The organism is Anaerovirgula multivorans (assembly GCF_900188145.1).
GTDB classification, from domain to species: domain Bacteria; phylum Bacillota; class Clostridia; order Peptostreptococcales; family Natronincolaceae; genus Anaerovirgula; species Anaerovirgula multivorans.
In genome coordinates this window covers 13,273-29,294 of sequence record NZ_FZOJ01000011.1, presented here as the reverse complement: position 1 = coordinate 29,294, position 16,022 = coordinate 13,273, and the positions used below count along the sequence as shown (strand labels likewise).

At 33.8% G+C, this 16,022-nt stretch carries 13 protein-coding genes and 1 riboswitch; of the genes, 6 read left to right on the top strand and 7 right to left on the bottom strand.

Annotated elements, in window-relative coordinates; all coding sequences use genetic code 11:
• Window positions 1-46: 46 nt before the first annotated feature.
• The 6 genes from CHB72_RS12440 to kduD all read right to left on the bottom strand — a co-directional run bounded on the left by CHB72_RS12440 (window position 47) and on the right by kduD (window position 5,902).
• Entirely contained in the window at window positions 47-1,354 is a 1,308-nt protein-coding gene (locus tag CHB72_RS12440; protein WP_089283206.1) for a TRAP transporter large permease, read from the bottom strand.
• 215 nt (window positions 1,355-1,569) lie between these two features.
• A complete protein-coding gene (locus CHB72_RS12435) occupies window positions 1,570-2,088 on the bottom strand; it encodes a TRAP transporter small permease (RefSeq protein WP_089283205.1) in 519 nt (172 codons plus the stop codon).
• A 136-nt stretch (window positions 2,089-2,224) separates the two neighbouring features.
• Complete coding sequence (locus tag CHB72_RS12430; RefSeq protein WP_242975120.1) at window positions 2,225-3,265, bottom strand: TRAP transporter substrate-binding protein; 1,041 nt, start codon at window positions 3,263-3,265, stop codon at window positions 2,225-2,227.
• Between the two features lie 45 nt (window positions 3,266-3,310).
• Window positions 3,311-4,009, bottom strand: coding sequence for a GntR family transcriptional regulator (locus CHB72_RS12425; RefSeq protein WP_089283203.1), 699 nt, complete (start codon window positions 4,007-4,009; stop codon window positions 3,311-3,313).
• 41 nt (window positions 4,010-4,050) lie between these two features.
• Entirely contained in the window at window positions 4,051-4,887 is an 837-nt protein-coding gene (kduI, locus tag CHB72_RS12420) for a 5-dehydro-4-deoxy-D-glucuronate isomerase (RefSeq protein WP_089283202.1), read from the bottom strand.
• Between the two features lie 259 nt (window positions 4,888-5,146).
• Window positions 5,147-5,902 (bottom strand): 2-dehydro-3-deoxy-D-gluconate 5-dehydrogenase KduD, encoded by a 756-nt coding sequence (gene kduD / locus CHB72_RS12415; RefSeq protein WP_089283201.1) that lies wholly within the window; start codon window positions 5,900-5,902, stop codon window positions 5,147-5,149.
• Window positions 5,903-6,185: 283 nt separating this feature from the next.
• A riboswitch (FMN riboswitch) is annotated at window positions 6,186-6,308 on the top strand.
• Window positions 6,309-6,444: 136 nt separating this feature from the next.
• Between kduD and CHB72_RS12410 the strand changes: the two genes are divergently transcribed.
• Window positions 6,445-7,062, top strand: a complete 618-nt coding sequence (locus tag CHB72_RS12410) for an ECF transporter S component (RefSeq protein ID WP_089283200.1) — start codon at window positions 6,445-6,447, stop codon at window positions 7,060-7,062.
• A 93-nt stretch (window positions 7,063-7,155) separates the two neighbouring features.
• On the opposite strand, the gene CHB72_RS12405 is transcribed toward CHB72_RS12410, so the two are convergent.
• Window positions 7,156-8,160, bottom strand: a complete 1,005-nt coding sequence (locus CHB72_RS12405) for a LacI family DNA-binding transcriptional regulator (RefSeq protein ID WP_089283199.1) — start codon at window positions 8,158-8,160, stop codon at window positions 7,156-7,158.
• 765 nt (window positions 8,161-8,925) lie between these two features.
• Here CHB72_RS12405 and chvE point away from each other — a divergent pair.
• From chvE to CHB72_RS12380, 5 genes are all read left to right on the top strand, one after another.
• The gene (gene chvE / locus CHB72_RS12400) at window positions 8,926-9,987 is read left to right on the top strand and encodes a multiple monosaccharide ABC transporter substrate-binding protein (RefSeq protein WP_089283198.1); all 1,062 of its coding nucleotides are present in this window, start codon (window positions 8,926-8,928) and stop codon (window positions 9,985-9,987) included.
• A 131-nt stretch (window positions 9,988-10,118) separates the two neighbouring features.
• Window positions 10,119-11,639, top strand: a complete 1,521-nt coding sequence (gene mmsA, locus CHB72_RS12395; protein ID WP_089283197.1) for a multiple monosaccharide ABC transporter ATP-binding protein — start codon at window positions 10,119-10,121, stop codon at window positions 11,637-11,639.
• Window positions 11,640-11,657: 18 nt separating this feature from the next.
• On the top strand, window positions 11,658-12,881 hold the full coding sequence (gene mmsB / locus CHB72_RS12390; RefSeq protein ID WP_330397039.1) for a multiple monosaccharide ABC transporter permease: 1,224 nt from the start codon (window positions 11,658-11,660) through the stop codon (window positions 12,879-12,881).
• Window positions 12,882-12,909: 28 nt separating this feature from the next.
• Complete coding sequence (gene araB, locus CHB72_RS12385) at window positions 12,910-14,583, top strand: ribulokinase (protein WP_089283196.1); 1,674 nt, start codon at window positions 12,910-12,912, stop codon at window positions 14,581-14,583.
• Between the two features lie 42 nt (window positions 14,584-14,625).
• A complete protein-coding gene (locus CHB72_RS12380) occupies window positions 14,626-16,017 on the top strand; it encodes an L-fucose/L-arabinose isomerase family protein (RefSeq protein WP_089283195.1) in 1,392 nt (463 codons plus the stop codon).
• Window positions 16,018-16,022: the final 5 nt, after the last annotated feature.

The following is a 16,022-nucleotide window of genomic DNA, read 5'->3' as shown; positions in this document are numbered from 1 at the left end:
CCTAGTTGTTATACAACTGGGGTATTACTTTTTATACAATACTCTATTATTTTATTAGCCCTAATAATTTTGGCAATGTTAATGATATAGCTGGAATGTATGTAACCAAAAGCAAGATTAGAACGGTTATAGTGAAGTAAGGGATTAGCCTTCTGATTACCTGCTCAATAGTCACACCTCCCACTTTACAACCAGTAAATAAGATAGGCCCAACTGGTGGTGTTATGGTTCCTATACAAAGATTAAATACAATCATGATACCAAATTGGACAGGATGCATTCCAAAGCTTTGGGCAATTGGCAGAAAGATTGGTGTAAATATAAGAACAGCGGGTGTTGGATCCATAAAAGTACCAATAATTAGCATCAATATATTCATAATCATGAGAATGATGATTGGACTGTCTGTAAAGCTTAGTAGTAATGAAGCTATCTTCTGAGGAATATTTGTAAAGGCCATTACCCAAGACATGATGGAAGAAACACCAATCATGAAAATGACGATGGCAGTCATCTTTGCAGAGCTCAACAAGATATCAGGTAAATGCTTCAATTTTACTTCTTTATAAATAAATGCCAATGTAAGAGAATACACTACCGCAATGGCAGAACCCTCCGTGGCTGTAAAGACACCCTTTAAGATTCCTCCTATTACAATAACAATTAATAAAAGACTAGGGACGGCATCTAAAAATATTTTTAAACCTTGGGAAAATGCAACGCTTTCTTTAGCGATGTAGTTCTCTTTTTTTGCCATGATGGCTGCGATAATCATGACACCAAGCCCCCACAATATTCCTGGGATGTATCCAGCTATAAAAAGAGCGGATATGGATACGCTTCCGGCAACGGTTGAGTAAACAATTAATGTATTACTAGGCGGTATAAGCATCCCTGTTGGTGCTGATGCAATGTTGACGGCTGAACTAAATTCCTTGCTATATCCTTCTGCTTCTTCAAGGGGAGCCATTGTTCCTCCTACTGCCGCTGCTGCAGCAACCCCGGAACCACTAATAGCTCCGAACAGCATATTGGCAACTATATTTGATTGGGCTAAAGCTCCTGGTAATCTTCCGCTAATCAATTTAGCACAGTTAATAAGGCGTATGGCTATACCACCGTTATTCATAATATTCCCTGCCAAAATGAAAAATGGGATTGCAAGAAGTGAAAAGGAATTCGTTCCTATAAAAACCCGTTGTGCCGATGTAATCATGGCCCCTTCGAATGGCAAAACTAATAACATCGCTAATGTTGATGACATGCCTATACCAATGCTAATTGGAATGCCAATTAATAACAATATAGGTACTGAAATAAACATAATCATTGCAGCCTGAATGGCTAAATCCATAATTTCTACCCCTAACTTAATAATTTTTTATAACCAATAGGAAATTATATACTTTGTTTAATTGTGGATAAGTAATAATTTCTGTAATTGGCTTCAAGATAAGTAGACAACCATAAGCAGGTGACCAAAATCTTTGATTTTGTGTCAATCGCTTATACAGAGTGCAAGTTTGATTTGTAACTTTTGTGTTAGTCACTTAGTTGGTTCATCTGGAGTCATCCTATAAATCTTTCAGAGGAAGACTTTTTTACTTGCTCATCAGAATGTTTTAGCTTCTCCACAATACTTTTGATATTATATATTGTGTAGAAAATAATAAATCCACCACTTATTGGAATAGCTGAGTATATTATCCCTATTGGAATCTGTAATGCCGCATCTAATTGAGCCATTTGTCTTAATGAAGAAATATAGCCTCCATAGACCATGACGCCTAAGGCGAATAAAGCGATGACAATTTCTTGGATAATTTCCATAGCAGTCTTTATTTTAAAGGGCATTTTGTCTTTAATGAAGGTAATGGACATATGATCTCTTTTACCAAAAACGTATGCGGCCCCATATAAAACTAACCAAACAAATAAATATTGAGCTGACTGCTCTGTTATTGTACTAGGATTATTAAGAACATACCTAGTAAAAACCTGCCATGTAACAAGAATTGTCATGATACCCATGATTCCAATACAAAAAAACTCAACAATCCTATCCAATATATTCTTAATTGTTTTCATTTTGCAGCTCCTAACTCCCATTAAAATATTAGTTTTTTCAGAAACTTGCATACTTATTTTTTTTATTTAACATGATAGAGGAAATTTGGCTCCTCATCACATGAGCCAAATTCCCTTCCCTATAATACCTGTGCTATTATTGAGCTAAAGTCCTTATTTCATCATATAATTTTTTTGTTTTTTCTGAAGAAGCTGTTACTTCATTATGAAGAGGTGTAACGTTTTCCTGAAAAGGCCTAATATCTAATTCTACAAATGTAGCACCATTTTCAATGGCAACTTTTTTAGCATCTTCTACACTGTCATTCCAGCCTGCAAACTGATTTTCTATAGTTTCATTCATAAGTCTATTAAAAATTTCTTTGTTTTCATTTGACATTCCTGCATAGATGTTATTATTGATAATAATTAAATCGGGTACCATTAAATGTTGTGTATAGGAGAAATACGGTGCAATCTCATAGTGTTTAAGGTCAACATAAGTTACTTCATTGTTTTCTCCGCCTTCAAGAACCCCTTGTTGTACAGCTGTATATACTTCACCTTGCGCCATTGGGGTACCTATTCCACCCATGTAGTCAAGCATTTTTTTCATGGTATCAGATTCCATTACACGGATTTTATATCCAGAAAGATCTGCTGGCTTTTCGATTGCCTTATCAGCGTACACATTTCTAGAGCCTGCTGTAAAAGCTCCTACCACCTCAAATCCATTACCGGATACAGATGCAAATAATTCATTTAATATACCAGAAGTAAACACTTCCTTTTGATGTTCTAAGCTATCATAAATATAAGGCAAACCAATTACTGCAAAATCTTTATTAAAGTTTTCAACGATTGGATTGCCAACTACCGCCATTTGAATTGCACCACTTTGTACAAGTTCTGAAGACGCTCTTTGATCACCTAGTAATGCATTTGGCGAAATTTCAATGGCATAGGCTCCACCGGTTTCTTCTTCTAAATGTTTTCCGAAGGTCTCTAATGCTTTATATTGAGGATGGTTTTCAGATTGATTAAATGAAAGTTTTAGTACCTGTGTTGTAACTGCCGCAGGAGTATCTACATCAACATCTGTGCCAGCATCTGTACTTGTGTCATTTGTTTTTGAACAACCAACAAATGAAATTAACATAATACCTACTATTAGAATCGACATGATTTTTTTAAACATTTTTTTTCCTCCATTCATCGTATAATTTAGTTTTACCTTACTAAACTAACTTTTTTTATTATGTATAAAGTAATCTGCAAACTCAGTGTAAATTTTATCTCCAAGTCTTACAATACCACTATTGAGATGCTTTCTTACAAACACCTCTACTTCATCATTATTTTTACTTTTAATGATAGTCACTAATTTTTTATGATCTTCATAAATGGCTTGGAAATTTTTAACTGCAACAATATCTAACATCCTAAATCTTGTGTAATGAACCTGTAATTTTTGAATTTGCTCCCAAACAATGAGTTTATCAGTTGCGTTAAACCATATTTTATGAAAGCTGCCATCTATTTTATAGAATTGTTCTGCGGTAAAATCTGATTTCAATAAAGTTTCTTGTAATTTAAGATTTTCTTCAAGCTCAGCTATCAATTTATCATCAAGAATTTTTATCACATCTTTAACAACAGCTGTTTCTATTGCAATCCGCATATAGATGAACTGACGGATACTATCCATATCCAGCAAAGAAACATAGTTTGCTTTATATGGAATAGTAAATACCAATCCAGCATTTTTAAGTCTTTGAAGAACGTCCCTACTGGGGGTTCTTGATATATTGTACTTTTCGCATATCTCTTGCTCTGTTAAAATCTGTCCTGGTTTGATTTTTAAATTCAGGATATCCTTCTCTAAGCTTTTATAAACATCTTCCGAAATTGTAGTAGCTTCATAAGACTTGTAGTTTGACATATTAAAAACTCCTTATAGTAAAATATTTTTCTTTTATTTTACTATTGGATTTCCTCCATTGCAACATGATCCATATCCGTAAACTCTATATTTTCACCGCACATACCCCAAATGAAACTATAATTACTTGTCCCCACACCACTATGGATTGACCAGCTAGGGGAGATAATCGCTTGTTCATTTGATATAATAACATGTCGTGTCTCTTGAGGTTGACCCATAAGATGAAATACTCTTGTTTCTTTCTCCATGTTAAAATACATATAGACCTCCATGCGACGTTCATGAGTATGGCAGGGCATTGTATTCCACACACTTCCTGGTTCGAGTATAGTCATCCCCATAACTAACTGACAACTCTCACATACAGCTGGATGAACATATTGATTAATTGTCCTTACATTTAGATTTTCTTTTTCACCTAGTTTTACTTTGTTAGCTTGTTCTAAAGTGATGATTCTGTTAGGGAAAGCTTTATGGGCAGGGCTGCTATTGAAATAAAATTTTGCTGGATGGTTGATGTCTTCTGATTCAAAAGTAACATCCTTACATCCCATGCCGATATATAATCCATCACCATGATTCAAAGGATATTCTTCACCGTCTAAAGTTATTTTTCCCTTACCTCCGATATTGATGATGCCGGCTTCTCTTCTTTCAAAGAAATAGCTGACACCCAGTTCCTTGCCTGCCCCTAACTTGATCTCTTTTTCAACTGGCATAATGCCTCCAGCAATAATTCTGTCAATATGAGAATAAGTTAAAGCTGCTTCATTTTCTACAAATAGCTTTTCAATCAAGTAATGCTTTCTCAATTCTTCTGTTGTATAATGCTTAGAATCCTCTGGATGATTTGCATATCTTATTTCTAAACTCATTAAAATTCTCTCCTTATTAGTCCGTTATCCTTCGGTGTATTGCTAAGACCACCACTTTAACTAGATGAAGAAACTAAGTGACCAACACAAAAGTTATAAATCTAACTTGCACTGTGTGAAAGCGACTGACACAAAATCACAGATTTTGGTCACCTGCTTTTGGTTGTCTACTTAAAGCGGGGAATCAAGCACTACATCCTCAAAGTAAACTCAGCTACAATTAAGAGGGATAAAAACTTCCTCTTAATTAAGTTTTGTTTTATCTTGCCAGCCAACCACCATCAACTGCAATAGTAAAGCCATTAACATAGTCTGAGGCCTTAGATGCTAGGAAAACTGCTGCTCCACCTAAATCTTCAGGTGTTCCCCATCTGTTTGCAGGTATTCTTGATAATATTTCTGAATTTCTTTTTTCATCTGCTCTAAGGGCAGATGTATTATCTGTAGCCATGTATCCTGGAGCTATTGCATTTACATTAATATTGTGTTGTGCCCATTCATTTGCCAGCAACATAGTAATTCCCTTGACGCCAGATTTGCTAGCTGTATAGGAAGGCACTCTAATACCGCCTTGGAAGGAAAGCATAGAAGCAATATTGATGATTTTTCCTCCTGTTTCTTGAGCAACAAATTGCTTGGCGATAGCTTGACTTAAGAAAAATACTGTCTTAAGATTGATATTCATAACATCATCCCAGTCTTTTTCTGAAAAACTCAATGAATCCTCACGTCGAATAATACCTGCATTGTTTACCAATATATCTATCTTACCAAAATGATCTACAGCTTTTGTTACAATGTCGTCAACTGCTTCAATTGATAGTAAATCTGCTTCTATGTAAAGAAAGCGTTTGCCAAGAGCTGTTACTTGCTTTTCTGTGTCATTCATTGGCGCATGACCTACACCTACGATATCGGCGCCAGCCTCCGCAAGACTTATTGCAATGCTTTGCCCAAGACCTGTTCTACAACCAGTAACGATTGCTACCTTTCCCTGCAATGAAAAATTATTCATCTTTACCTCCTTTTTTATTTACAATAATTTCTTACCCTTAAGGACGTATACATTGTATACATTGTATACAATGTATACAATAAGTATATAGTACCAATGAATATTCTGTCAACAGATATTTTAAAATTTTTCTGATTATTAGAAAGGATTTTTAAAGTTATGTAGAGATTTTGGTAATAAATCTATGTTTTTTTGTATAAAATCTAAGTACTACATCCTCAAATTTTATGTTTGCAAAGTAGTAAAGAAAGGTATATAATAAAGGCAAGAAAGCTAAATAGTTTTTATTCTTCAGGGCAGGGTGAAATTCCCGACCGGCGGTTAAAGTCCGCGACTCGACGTTTTCGTCGATTGATCTGGTGAAATTCCAGTACCGACAGTAAAGTCTGGATGGGAGAAGATGTGAAATATAAATTTTGATATTTTCATGTGCCTGAGGATCTTATTCTCCAGGCATTTTTGATTGCTGTTATTTCACAGAATCTATACCAAAGTATTCTCTCAAATTCTATTTTAACTATAATTTCAGGGAGGCATGATTCATGCAAAATTTAGACAAATCTATCAGCTTTAAGAAAACAAAAATCTTTACTACTAGTAATCTAGTAAAGATGTCGGTATTGGCAGTAGTTTCCTATGTATTAATGTTTATACATTTTCCTCTACCAATTTTTCCGGGGTTTTTAAAGATTGACTTAGCGGATGTACCAGCTTTAATAGGGGCCTTTGCTTTAGGACCTGTGGCAGGACTTTTAATTCAGCTAATCAAAAACATTTTACATTTCATAACAAAGACTTCCACTGGTGGGGTAGGTGAGATATCTAACTTTATTGTAGGAACTGCCTATGTAGTACCAGCAGCTATGATTTATCACTTAAAGAAAGACAGAACACATGCTATCATTGGTACAATTGTAGGAACTATCGTGATGGCGATTGCAGGGGCATTATCTAATACTTATTTGATTCTTCCCTTCTACTCAAAACTGATGCCGATAGATGTAATCGTAAAAATGGGTACTGTTATAAACAGCAGGATTGTAGATATCCCTTCATTAGTACTTTATGGGATTACTCCCTTCAATGTATTTAAAGGACTATTAATTGCATTCGTAACACTACTTATTTACAAAAAAATATCTCCTGTTCTTAAAAAATAGAACTGCTGATAATCTATAAATTTCAAAGAAAAAAATCCTTAAAACAAAAAGGATTTTTTTCTTTTTGGGAAAAAGTATTTATCCATAAAAAAATCAACAACTTTCCCTAAATATTAATTTGTGAGGAATGGTTACTCTTATAGAATGATCTCTTGTACCATTAATTTGTTCTAGAAGCAATTTAATTGCCATTTGCCCCATAAACTCTGTATAAATTTTTACAGTCGATAAAGTAGGGGATGTATATTTGGATGTAGGAATATCATTACAAGAAAATATCGAAATATCTTTCGGAATTTTTAAGTCTGCTTCATTTACGGCTCTAATTGCACCAATTGCTAAGGAATCACTAGCAATAAATACCGCCGTTGGTAGATCATCAATATTTGCTGTAATTAGGTCTTTCATTAAAACATATCCATATTTAACATCATAATTACCAATTCTAACATATTGAGGTTTATAGATACCCTTGGCTTTAAGAAAATTTTCAAATTGTATTTCACGATGATCGATAATTTCTTCATTATTTCCAGGAACTTTTTCTCTACCACCAATAAACCCTATTTTTTCATGACCTATAGACAGTAAATGCTTCAATACATCATTTGTTAGTTCTCTAAAATCCACTTGTACGGAATCATATTGAAATTTAGGGTTGTTAGAGTGTACAAACACGATATGATTGGAATATTGCTTAAAATTTTCGATACGATGGTTATCAAATTTTCCTAAAATCACTAATCCATCAAAAGTATTGCCTACTAAATTTTCATTTAGAAACTCATCATTATATACTTTTACTAAATTAATATTGTTGTTTTTACACTCTTCTTCTATTCCTATTCTTATTGATATAAAGTAAGGATCATTTAACTCTTGAAGTTCGTTAAACCAGTGAATTAAGCCAATTTTCAAGTTGTTTTCTAATGTTTTTTTGGGTTTAATATGTTTGGTATAAGACAACATTTCAGCAGCTTCAAAAATTTTTTTTTGAGTTTCTACTGAAACATTAATGGTTTCATCATGATTTAACACCCGTGATATTGTAGTACAAGAAACTCCAACTATTTTAGAAATATCTTTTAGTGTGGCCATTTTACATTATCCTCTCAGTTAATATCGTTTTACTATTAATAATTTTATCAAAAAAAGCATAAACTCACAACATATTTAGTAAAAAATATTAAAAAAATAAAAAATTTACTAAATATAAAACGTTATTAATCAATAATTTAAGATAGCAAACAAACGACTAAAATCTAGATAATGTAAAAATGCTGAAGGTATTAAATTTTGTATATGTGTTGAAATTTAATATTAAAGAAGACAGGCATTCAAATAGAAACAATATTTATATAAAAAAGATATACTATGAATTACCCATATTTTCATGAGGGTCATAACTTTCACATGGTAAAAAACAGCAAATATAGAGAGCTTATCGTTAAAAAAATTTACTTTAAAAAACAAAAATATATTGAATATTTACTTAAAATTTGATACAATTTACTCGAAAGTTAAAAAAATTAAAAAAAATCAGATATATCAGGTTTTTAATAAAGTAAATCTTGAGTAAAAAAAATTTTGGATTATCAAACAGACTTTAAGAATAAGCCAAAATAGCATAAATACTGACACTGGTGAAAACGTTAACAAATAGAAGCTAAGAATAACTTAGAACATAATACTAGAGGGTTACTTGAATTTTGAGTTGACACTTGAGTTTTTGCACAATTAGTATTAATTACTATTTTTTCACAAGGCATAGTTAAATTTGAAGTATATATGAAATTATAGCAATGTGAAAAAATTAGTGATAGGTATGTACTAAAAAATAATAAGGGAGAAGGGGATGTTTCAATGAAAAAGCTTTTATTGGTATTAAGTCTGTGTATGGTGCTATTTGTGACGACAGCATGTAGTGGAAATAGCGAAGGTGTAGATGTGGGAATTTCCATGCCCACACAATCGTCAGAAAGATGGATCAATGATGGACAGAATATGGTGAAAGAATTTGAGGCAAGAGAATATACTGCAGAATTACAGTATGCTGAAGATGTAGTGGAAAACCAAGTAGCGCAAATAGAAAATATGATTACAAGAGGTGTTAAAGTATTAGTTATTGCTCCAATCGATGGAGAAGCATTAACGGAGGTTTTAGAAAGGGCTAAAAATGCTAATATTGAAGTTGTTACTTATGACCGCTTAATTAGAAATAGTGAATATGTAAGCTATTATGCAACCTTTGACAATTTTCAAGTAGGTGTACTACAGGCAAGTTATATTGAAGAAGCATTAGATTTAAAAAATCAAGAAGGTCCATTTAATATAGAGTTGTTTGCAGGTTCACCGGACGATAATAATACTTATTTCTTTTTTGATGGAGCAATGTCAGTTTTACAACCTTACATAGATGAAGGGAAATTAGTTGTAAAAAGTGGGCAAACAAAAGTTGAGCAAGTAGCTACTTTACGATGGGATGGTTCTGTTGCTCAAACAAGAATGGATAATCTGTTGAGTGCCGAATACACTACTGATAGAATTGATGCGGTGTTATCACCCTATGATGGAATTAGTATAGGCGTTATATCTTCTTTGAAGGGGGTTGGATATGGCAGTGGGCAGCCTATGCCTATTGTTACAGGCCAGGATGCGGAACTAGCTTCTATTAAATCTATCATTGCAGGAGAACAAACACAAACAGTATTTAAAGATACAAGAGAATTAGCCAAAAAAGCTGTTGCAATGGTGGAAAGTATTTTGAAGAATGAAGAAGCAGAAGTAAATGACACAACAACCTATCATAATGGAGTAAAAGTTGTTCCTTCTTATTTGTTGAAGCCAGTCTCAGTGGATGCTAGTAACTGGAAAGAAGAATTAGTAGATGTTGGTTATTATACAGAGAATCAGATTACACAATAGTCTTCAATATTAGAACAAAATGTTCTTAGAGAAGCTTCAAAGATTGGTTTTAGATAAAAAACGATTTAGTGATGGTGTGTCATGTAACCATCACTAAATCGTTGATTATACAATAAGGGGTTGGAAATGGAATGTCAAAATTTATTTTAGAAATGAGCAATATCACTAAAACATTTCCAGGTGTTAAAGCTCTTGATAATGTAAATCTAAGAGTGAAAAAAGGTGAAATACATGCATTGGTTGGAGAAAATGGAGCAGGAAAATCTACTTTAATGAAAGTATTAAGTGGGGTACATCCTTATGGGACCTATACTGGAGAAATATTATTTGAAGGAAATACATGTAAATTTAAGGATATTAATGAAAGTGAAGCTTCAGGCATCGTTATTATTCATCAAGAATTAGCATTGATTTCTTATCTGTCAATTGCAGAAAATATTTTTTTAGGAAATGAACAGCAAAGTAGGGGAGTAATTAATTGGCGAGATACAATCTTTAGGGCAAAAGATTTACTCGAGAAAGTAGGACTAAAGGAATCACCTAATGTGCTTGTTGCTAATATTAGTGTTGGCAAACAACAGTTAGTTGAAATTGCTAAAGCGCTTTCTAAAGAAGTAAAACTATTAATCTTGGATGAACCTACTGCGGCTTTAAATGAAGAAGAAAGCGAAAATTTGTTAAATTTATTATTACAATTAAAGGAACAGGGAATTTCCTCTATTCTCATCTCTCATAAATTAAATGAAGTTTCTAAAGTAGCAGATGCTATTACCGTTATACGAGATGGTAATACAATTGAAACGCTTGACAAAGAAGAAGACGAGGTGACAGAAGATAGAATTATTAAAGGTATGGTGGGGAGAGAATTAGTAGATCGTTTCCCTAAAAGAAAATCCAATATTGGAGAGGTTATATTCTCGGTAAAAAATTGGAATGTTTATCATCCGCTAAATGATGAGCGTAAGGTTATTGATAATGTTAGTTTTCATATACAAAAGGGGGAAATTGTAGGGATTGCAGGATTGATGGGGGCAGGGAGAACTGAACTGGCTATGAGTATTTTTGGCAAAGCCTATGGTAAAAAAATTAGCGGAGAAATTTATAAAGATGGAAAACAGATACACTTAAATAACATAAGTAAAGCCATTGAAAATGGATTAGCTTATGTTACAGAAGATAGAAAAAATTATGGATTAATATTAGAAGATGATATAAAACGAAATATTGTTCTAGCCAGTTTAGGTAAAATATCTAATAAATTTGTAGTAAATAAAAATAAAGAGATACTAGAAGCTGAAAAATATGGTGAAAAAATGAATATCAAGTGTTCTAGTATTTTGCAGAAGACAGTTAATTTAAGCGGAGGAAATCAACAAAAAGTAGTTTTGAGCAAATGGATTTTTGCTGAGCCTGATATTTTGATTTTGGATGAACCTACTCGAGGTATAGATGTAGGGGCAAAATATGAAATTTATACAATGATTAATCAATTAGCAAATCAAGGAATGGGTATTTTGTTTATTTCTTCAGAATTGGCAGAAATACTAGGAATGTGTGACAGAATTTATGTAATGAATGCCGGTAAAATTACAGGAGAATTAACTGGACATTATGCATCTCAAGAAAAAATCATGAAATGCATTGTTAAATAATAGCGAGGAGGGACAAAAGTGGAAATATCAAAAAGGGAATCAGAAGAGAAACCATCAAAAAAAGAGACGAAAATTCAAATCTTTAAAACGCTATTTAGAAACAATATTCGACAATATGGCATGATTATCGCCTTGGCATTTATTATTATACTTTTCCAAATTTTAACCAATGGTATTCTATTAAAACCATTAAATATTACGAATATCATTTTACAAAATAGTTATATTTTAATATTGGCCATAGGAATGTTATTGGTTATTATTACGGGAAACATTGATTTATCAGTAGGTTCTGTGGCAGCTTTTATAGGAGCTGTATCGGCAATTTTAATGATTAGAATGAATATTTCAGTTACCGCTGCTGTATTGATTTGTCTCATTATAGGGGGACTCATAGGCGCTTGGCAAGGGTTTTGGATTGCTTATGTTAAAATACCTGCCTTTATTGTTACATTAGGAGGGATGCTCATATTTAGGGGTTTAACAATGGTAACCCTTAAAGGCATGTCGATTGCTCCTTTTCCCTACGAATTTAGAAAAATAAGCTCTGGTTTCATCCCTGATTTTTTAGGAACAGGGAATTACCACATTGTCACTATTGTGATAGGGATTATTCTATCTATCTTTTATGTATTATGGGAATTAAAAGAAAGAAAAGCACAAATAAAATACAACTTTGATGTTATACCGAAAGAATTTTTAATTGCAAAATTGATAGCCCTTCTAATAGTGATTAATGTATTTTGTTTTATTCTTGCTGGCTATGAGGGAATTCCTAATATTTTGATAGTATTATTTATTTTAATTGCTATCTATTCCTTTGTGACCCAAAACACCGTTGCGGGAAGACATATTTATGCCATAGGAGGTAATGAGAAAGCAGCAAAATTATCGGGAATAAAAACAAAGCAAACAATACTTTGGGTGTATGTAAATATGGGAATCCTAGCTGCTCTATCAGGACTTATTTTTGCGGCTAGATTAAACGCAGCAACACCTAAAGCAGGTACTGGCTTCGAATTAGATGCTATTGCTGCTGTATATATTGGAGGTGCATCTGCCTCAGGTGGTATCGGAACCGTCATTGGTGCAATTGTTGGGGGATTGGTCATGGGAGTTATGAATAATGGCATGTCTTTAATCGGTTTAGGTATTGATTGGCAGCAGGCCATAAAAGGTCTGGTACTATTACTAGCGGTAGCTTTTGATATTTTTACGAAATCTAAGAGTGCAAAAGAATAGCAAAACCTAGTATTTGAGGGGGACGGGTATGGAAAATAGAAAATATACTATAGGTGTTGATTTTGGAACATTGTCAGGCAGAGCTTTGCTAGTAGAAGTTAGTACAGGAAAAGAAGTTGCCACGGCGATAAAAAAATATTCTCATGGTGTAATGGATGAAGTATTACCTGGTGGAATAACTAGATTAGGACATGATTGGGCACTTCAGCATCCAATAGATTATTTGGAGGTATTACAAGAAACCATTCCTAAAGTTTTACAGGAAGCAAGGGTAGAGCCAGAAGATGTAATAGGACTAGGAATTGACTTTACTGCCTGCACCATATTGCCAATTGATAAAAACGGAGATCCTTTATGTATTCAAGAGGAATTCAAAAAAAAGCCCCATAGCTATGTGAAACTTTGGAAACATCATGCTGCTCAAGAACAAGCAAATCGACTGAATAAAATAGCAGAAGAAAGGAATGAAGAATTTCTAAAATTATATGGAGGGAAAATTTCTTCAGAATGGATGATACCTAAAGTATTACAGGTATTAGATGAAGATGAAAGTATATATCATGCGACAGATAGATTTATGGAAGCAACAGATTGGGTTATTTTACAGCTGACTGGAAAAGAAAAAAGGAATAGTTGTACAGCAGGATATAAAGCAATTTGGCATAAACAAAAAGGATATCCTTCAAAAGAATTCTTTAAAGCATTAAATCCTAAGATGGAAAATATAGTGGAAGAAAAACTCAGTAAAGATATTTATCCTTTAGGAACAAAAGCTGGAGAGATTACTAAAGCGGCTGCTGAGCTAACAGGATTAAAAATGGGGACAGCGGTAGCTGTAGGAAATGTGGATGCACATGTGGCAGTACCTGCAGTAGGTATCACAGAGCCAGGTAAGATGTTGATGGTTATGGGAACTTCTACCTGTCATGTGCTTTTAGGTACGGAAGAAAGAATTGTACCTGGTATGTGTGGTGTAGTAGAAGATGGGATTATCAAAGGCTATAAAGGCTATGAAGCCGGACAGTCCTGTGTTGGAGATCACTTTCAATGGTTTATTGAAAATTGCATCCCTGCTTCCTATGAGAAGGAAGCGGCAAAGAAGGGAATAAGTATTTTTGATTTATTACAACAAAAATCAGAAGAATTAAAGGCTGGAGAAAGTGGATTGGTTGCATTAGATTGGTGGAATGGAAATCGGTCAGTGCTGGTAGATGTAGATCTTACGGGGATACTCATAGGATGTACATTGCTTACCAAGCCAGAAGAAATATATCGAGCATTAATCGAAGCTACAGCCTATGGAACAAAAATGATTATTGAGACTTTTAGAGAAAATGGAGTGTCAGTAACAGAATTATATGCTGCTGGAGGTATTGTGGAGAAAAATGATTTAATGATGCAAATATATGCAGATGTAACCAATATGCCTATTAAAATTGCGCTTTCTGACCAAACACCTGCTCTTGGAGCAGCGATGTTTGGGGCTGTGGCAGCTGGTAAAGATAAAGGAGGCTACGATACCATAGAAGCAGCTGCAGAAAAAATGGGAGGAGTGAAGGAGAAATATTACTCCCCTATCCCTGAAAATGTAAGCATATATGAAAAGTTATATGCAATATACAAGGAATTACATGACTATTTTGGAAGAGGCTCTAACGATGCAATGAAAAAATTAAAAGAAATTAAGAAGGAAGTACAGTAATAAAAATTATAATTTAAATGAATGATGCAGGGGGAATTGTAAATGAATAGAAAACCACTTATTGGATTATTAGGTATTATGCAAGAGCTATATGATAATTCTTATCCTGGAATTACAGAAAGACAGGAAAAATATGCTCAAGAGATTGTAGAACAATTAAAGAGTGTAGTGGATATAGATTTTCCTAGAGCAGCTAGAAATAGACAAGAAATAGAAGAAATCGTAGGAGATTTTAATAATAAAGAATTAGATGGAATCATGATTGTCATGCTTACTTATAGCCCGGGGCTAAGACTTATTCGAGCTTTACAAGAAAACAACCTACCTATTTTACTGGCAAACGTGCAGCCGGAAAGAATTGTAGGTGCAAAATGGGATATGGCAGATCTTACTTATAATCAAGGAATACATGGGGCACAAGATACAGCAAATGCTATTCTACGGGGAGGATTACAATATACAGTTATTTCTGAAGACTGGAAAAGTGAAAATTTTAAATCCTTTGTAGAAGACTGGGGAAAGGCTGTTCAAACCAGTAGAGCTTTGAAAAATGTCAAGGTAGCCCTTTTAGGTAGAATGCCTTCTATGGGGGATATTTTGACGGATGATGCTGCTTTTATAAGGAAAATTGGTCCGGAAGCATCCTATGTGGGAATTGGCGAAGTATATGGTTATATGGAAGAAGCTACAGAAAAAGAAATTGAAGAAATTATTGAAGAAAACAAAAAGAATTTCCAAATTGATTCTAATCTTACAGAAGAAAGTCATCGATATGCAGTACGTATGCAAATTGGATTCAAAAAATTATTAAAAGAAAAAGGATATGATGCTTTTTCGGCATATTTTAATGTTTTTCAAGATGATGGGAGATTTAGGCAGATTCATATGCTAGCAGCTTCAAATTTAATGGCAGAAGGCTATGGATATGCAGCAGAGGGCGATACAATTGCTGCCAGCCTTGTGAAGGCGGGACATATCTTGATAGGTGATGCTCATTTTACGGAAATGTATGCTATGGATTTTGAAAAGGACTCTGCCTTGATGAGTCATATGGGAGAAGGAAATTGGAAAATTGCGAGAAAAGACAGACCTATTCGTTTGATTGATAGAGAACTGGGAATTGGGAATTTAGAAAATCCTCCTACTGTAGTGTTTATGGCGGAGCCTGGAACAGCAACACTTGCATCATTGGTGGCAATTCAGGGGGAACAATATAGATTGGTTGTCTCTAAGGGAGAAATCTTAGATACAGAAGAAATAGAAAATATTGAAATGCCTTACTTACATTTCAAACCTGATTCTGGAATTAGAGCTTGTATGGATGGGTGGCTTAAAAATGGAGGCACCCATCACCAAGTATTAAATTTAGGAGATCAAAGAAGAAGATGGAAGTTATTATGTGAAGTCTTAGATATTGAATATGTTGAAGTCTAACGACA

Bases quoted from the DNA above. Each gene is read 5' to 3' on its own strand.
- CHB72_RS12440 (WP_089283206.1), bottom strand. From the start codon at position 1,354: ATGGATTTAGCCATTCAGGCTGCAATGATTATGTTTATTTCAGTACCT.
- CHB72_RS12435 (WP_089283205.1), bottom strand. From the start codon at position 2,088: ATGAAAACAATTAAGAATATATTGGATAGGATTGTTGAGTTTTTTTGT.
- CHB72_RS12430 (WP_242975120.1), bottom strand. From the start codon at position 3,265: ATGTTTAAAAAAATCATGTCGATTCTAATAGTAGGTATTATGTTAATT.
- CHB72_RS12425 (WP_089283203.1), bottom strand. From the start codon at position 4,009: ATGTCAAACTACAAGTCTTATGAAGCTACTACAATTTCGGAAGATGTT.
- kduI (WP_089283202.1), bottom strand. From the start codon at position 4,887: ATGAGTTTAGAAATAAGATATGCAAATCATCCAGAGGATTCTAAGCAT.
- kduD (WP_089283201.1), bottom strand. From the start codon at position 5,902: ATGAATAATTTTTCATTGCAGGGAAAGGTAGCAATCGTTACTGGTTGT.
- CHB72_RS12410 (WP_089283200.1), top strand. From the start codon at position 6,445: ATGCAAAATTTAGACAAATCTATCAGCTTTAAGAAAACAAAAATCTTT.
- CHB72_RS12405 (WP_089283199.1), bottom strand. From the start codon at position 8,160: ATGGCCACACTAAAAGATATTTCTAAAATAGTTGGAGTTTCTTGTACT.
- chvE (WP_089283198.1), top strand. From the start codon at position 8,926: ATGAAAAAGCTTTTATTGGTATTAAGTCTGTGTATGGTGCTATTTGTG.
- mmsA (WP_089283197.1), top strand. From the start codon at position 10,119: ATGTCAAAATTTATTTTAGAAATGAGCAATATCACTAAAACATTTCCA.
- araB (WP_089283196.1), top strand. From the start codon at position 12,910: ATGGAAAATAGAAAATATACTATAGGTGTTGATTTTGGAACATTGTCA.
- CHB72_RS12380 (WP_089283195.1), top strand. From the start codon at position 14,626: ATGAATAGAAAACCACTTATTGGATTATTAGGTATTATGCAAGAGCTA.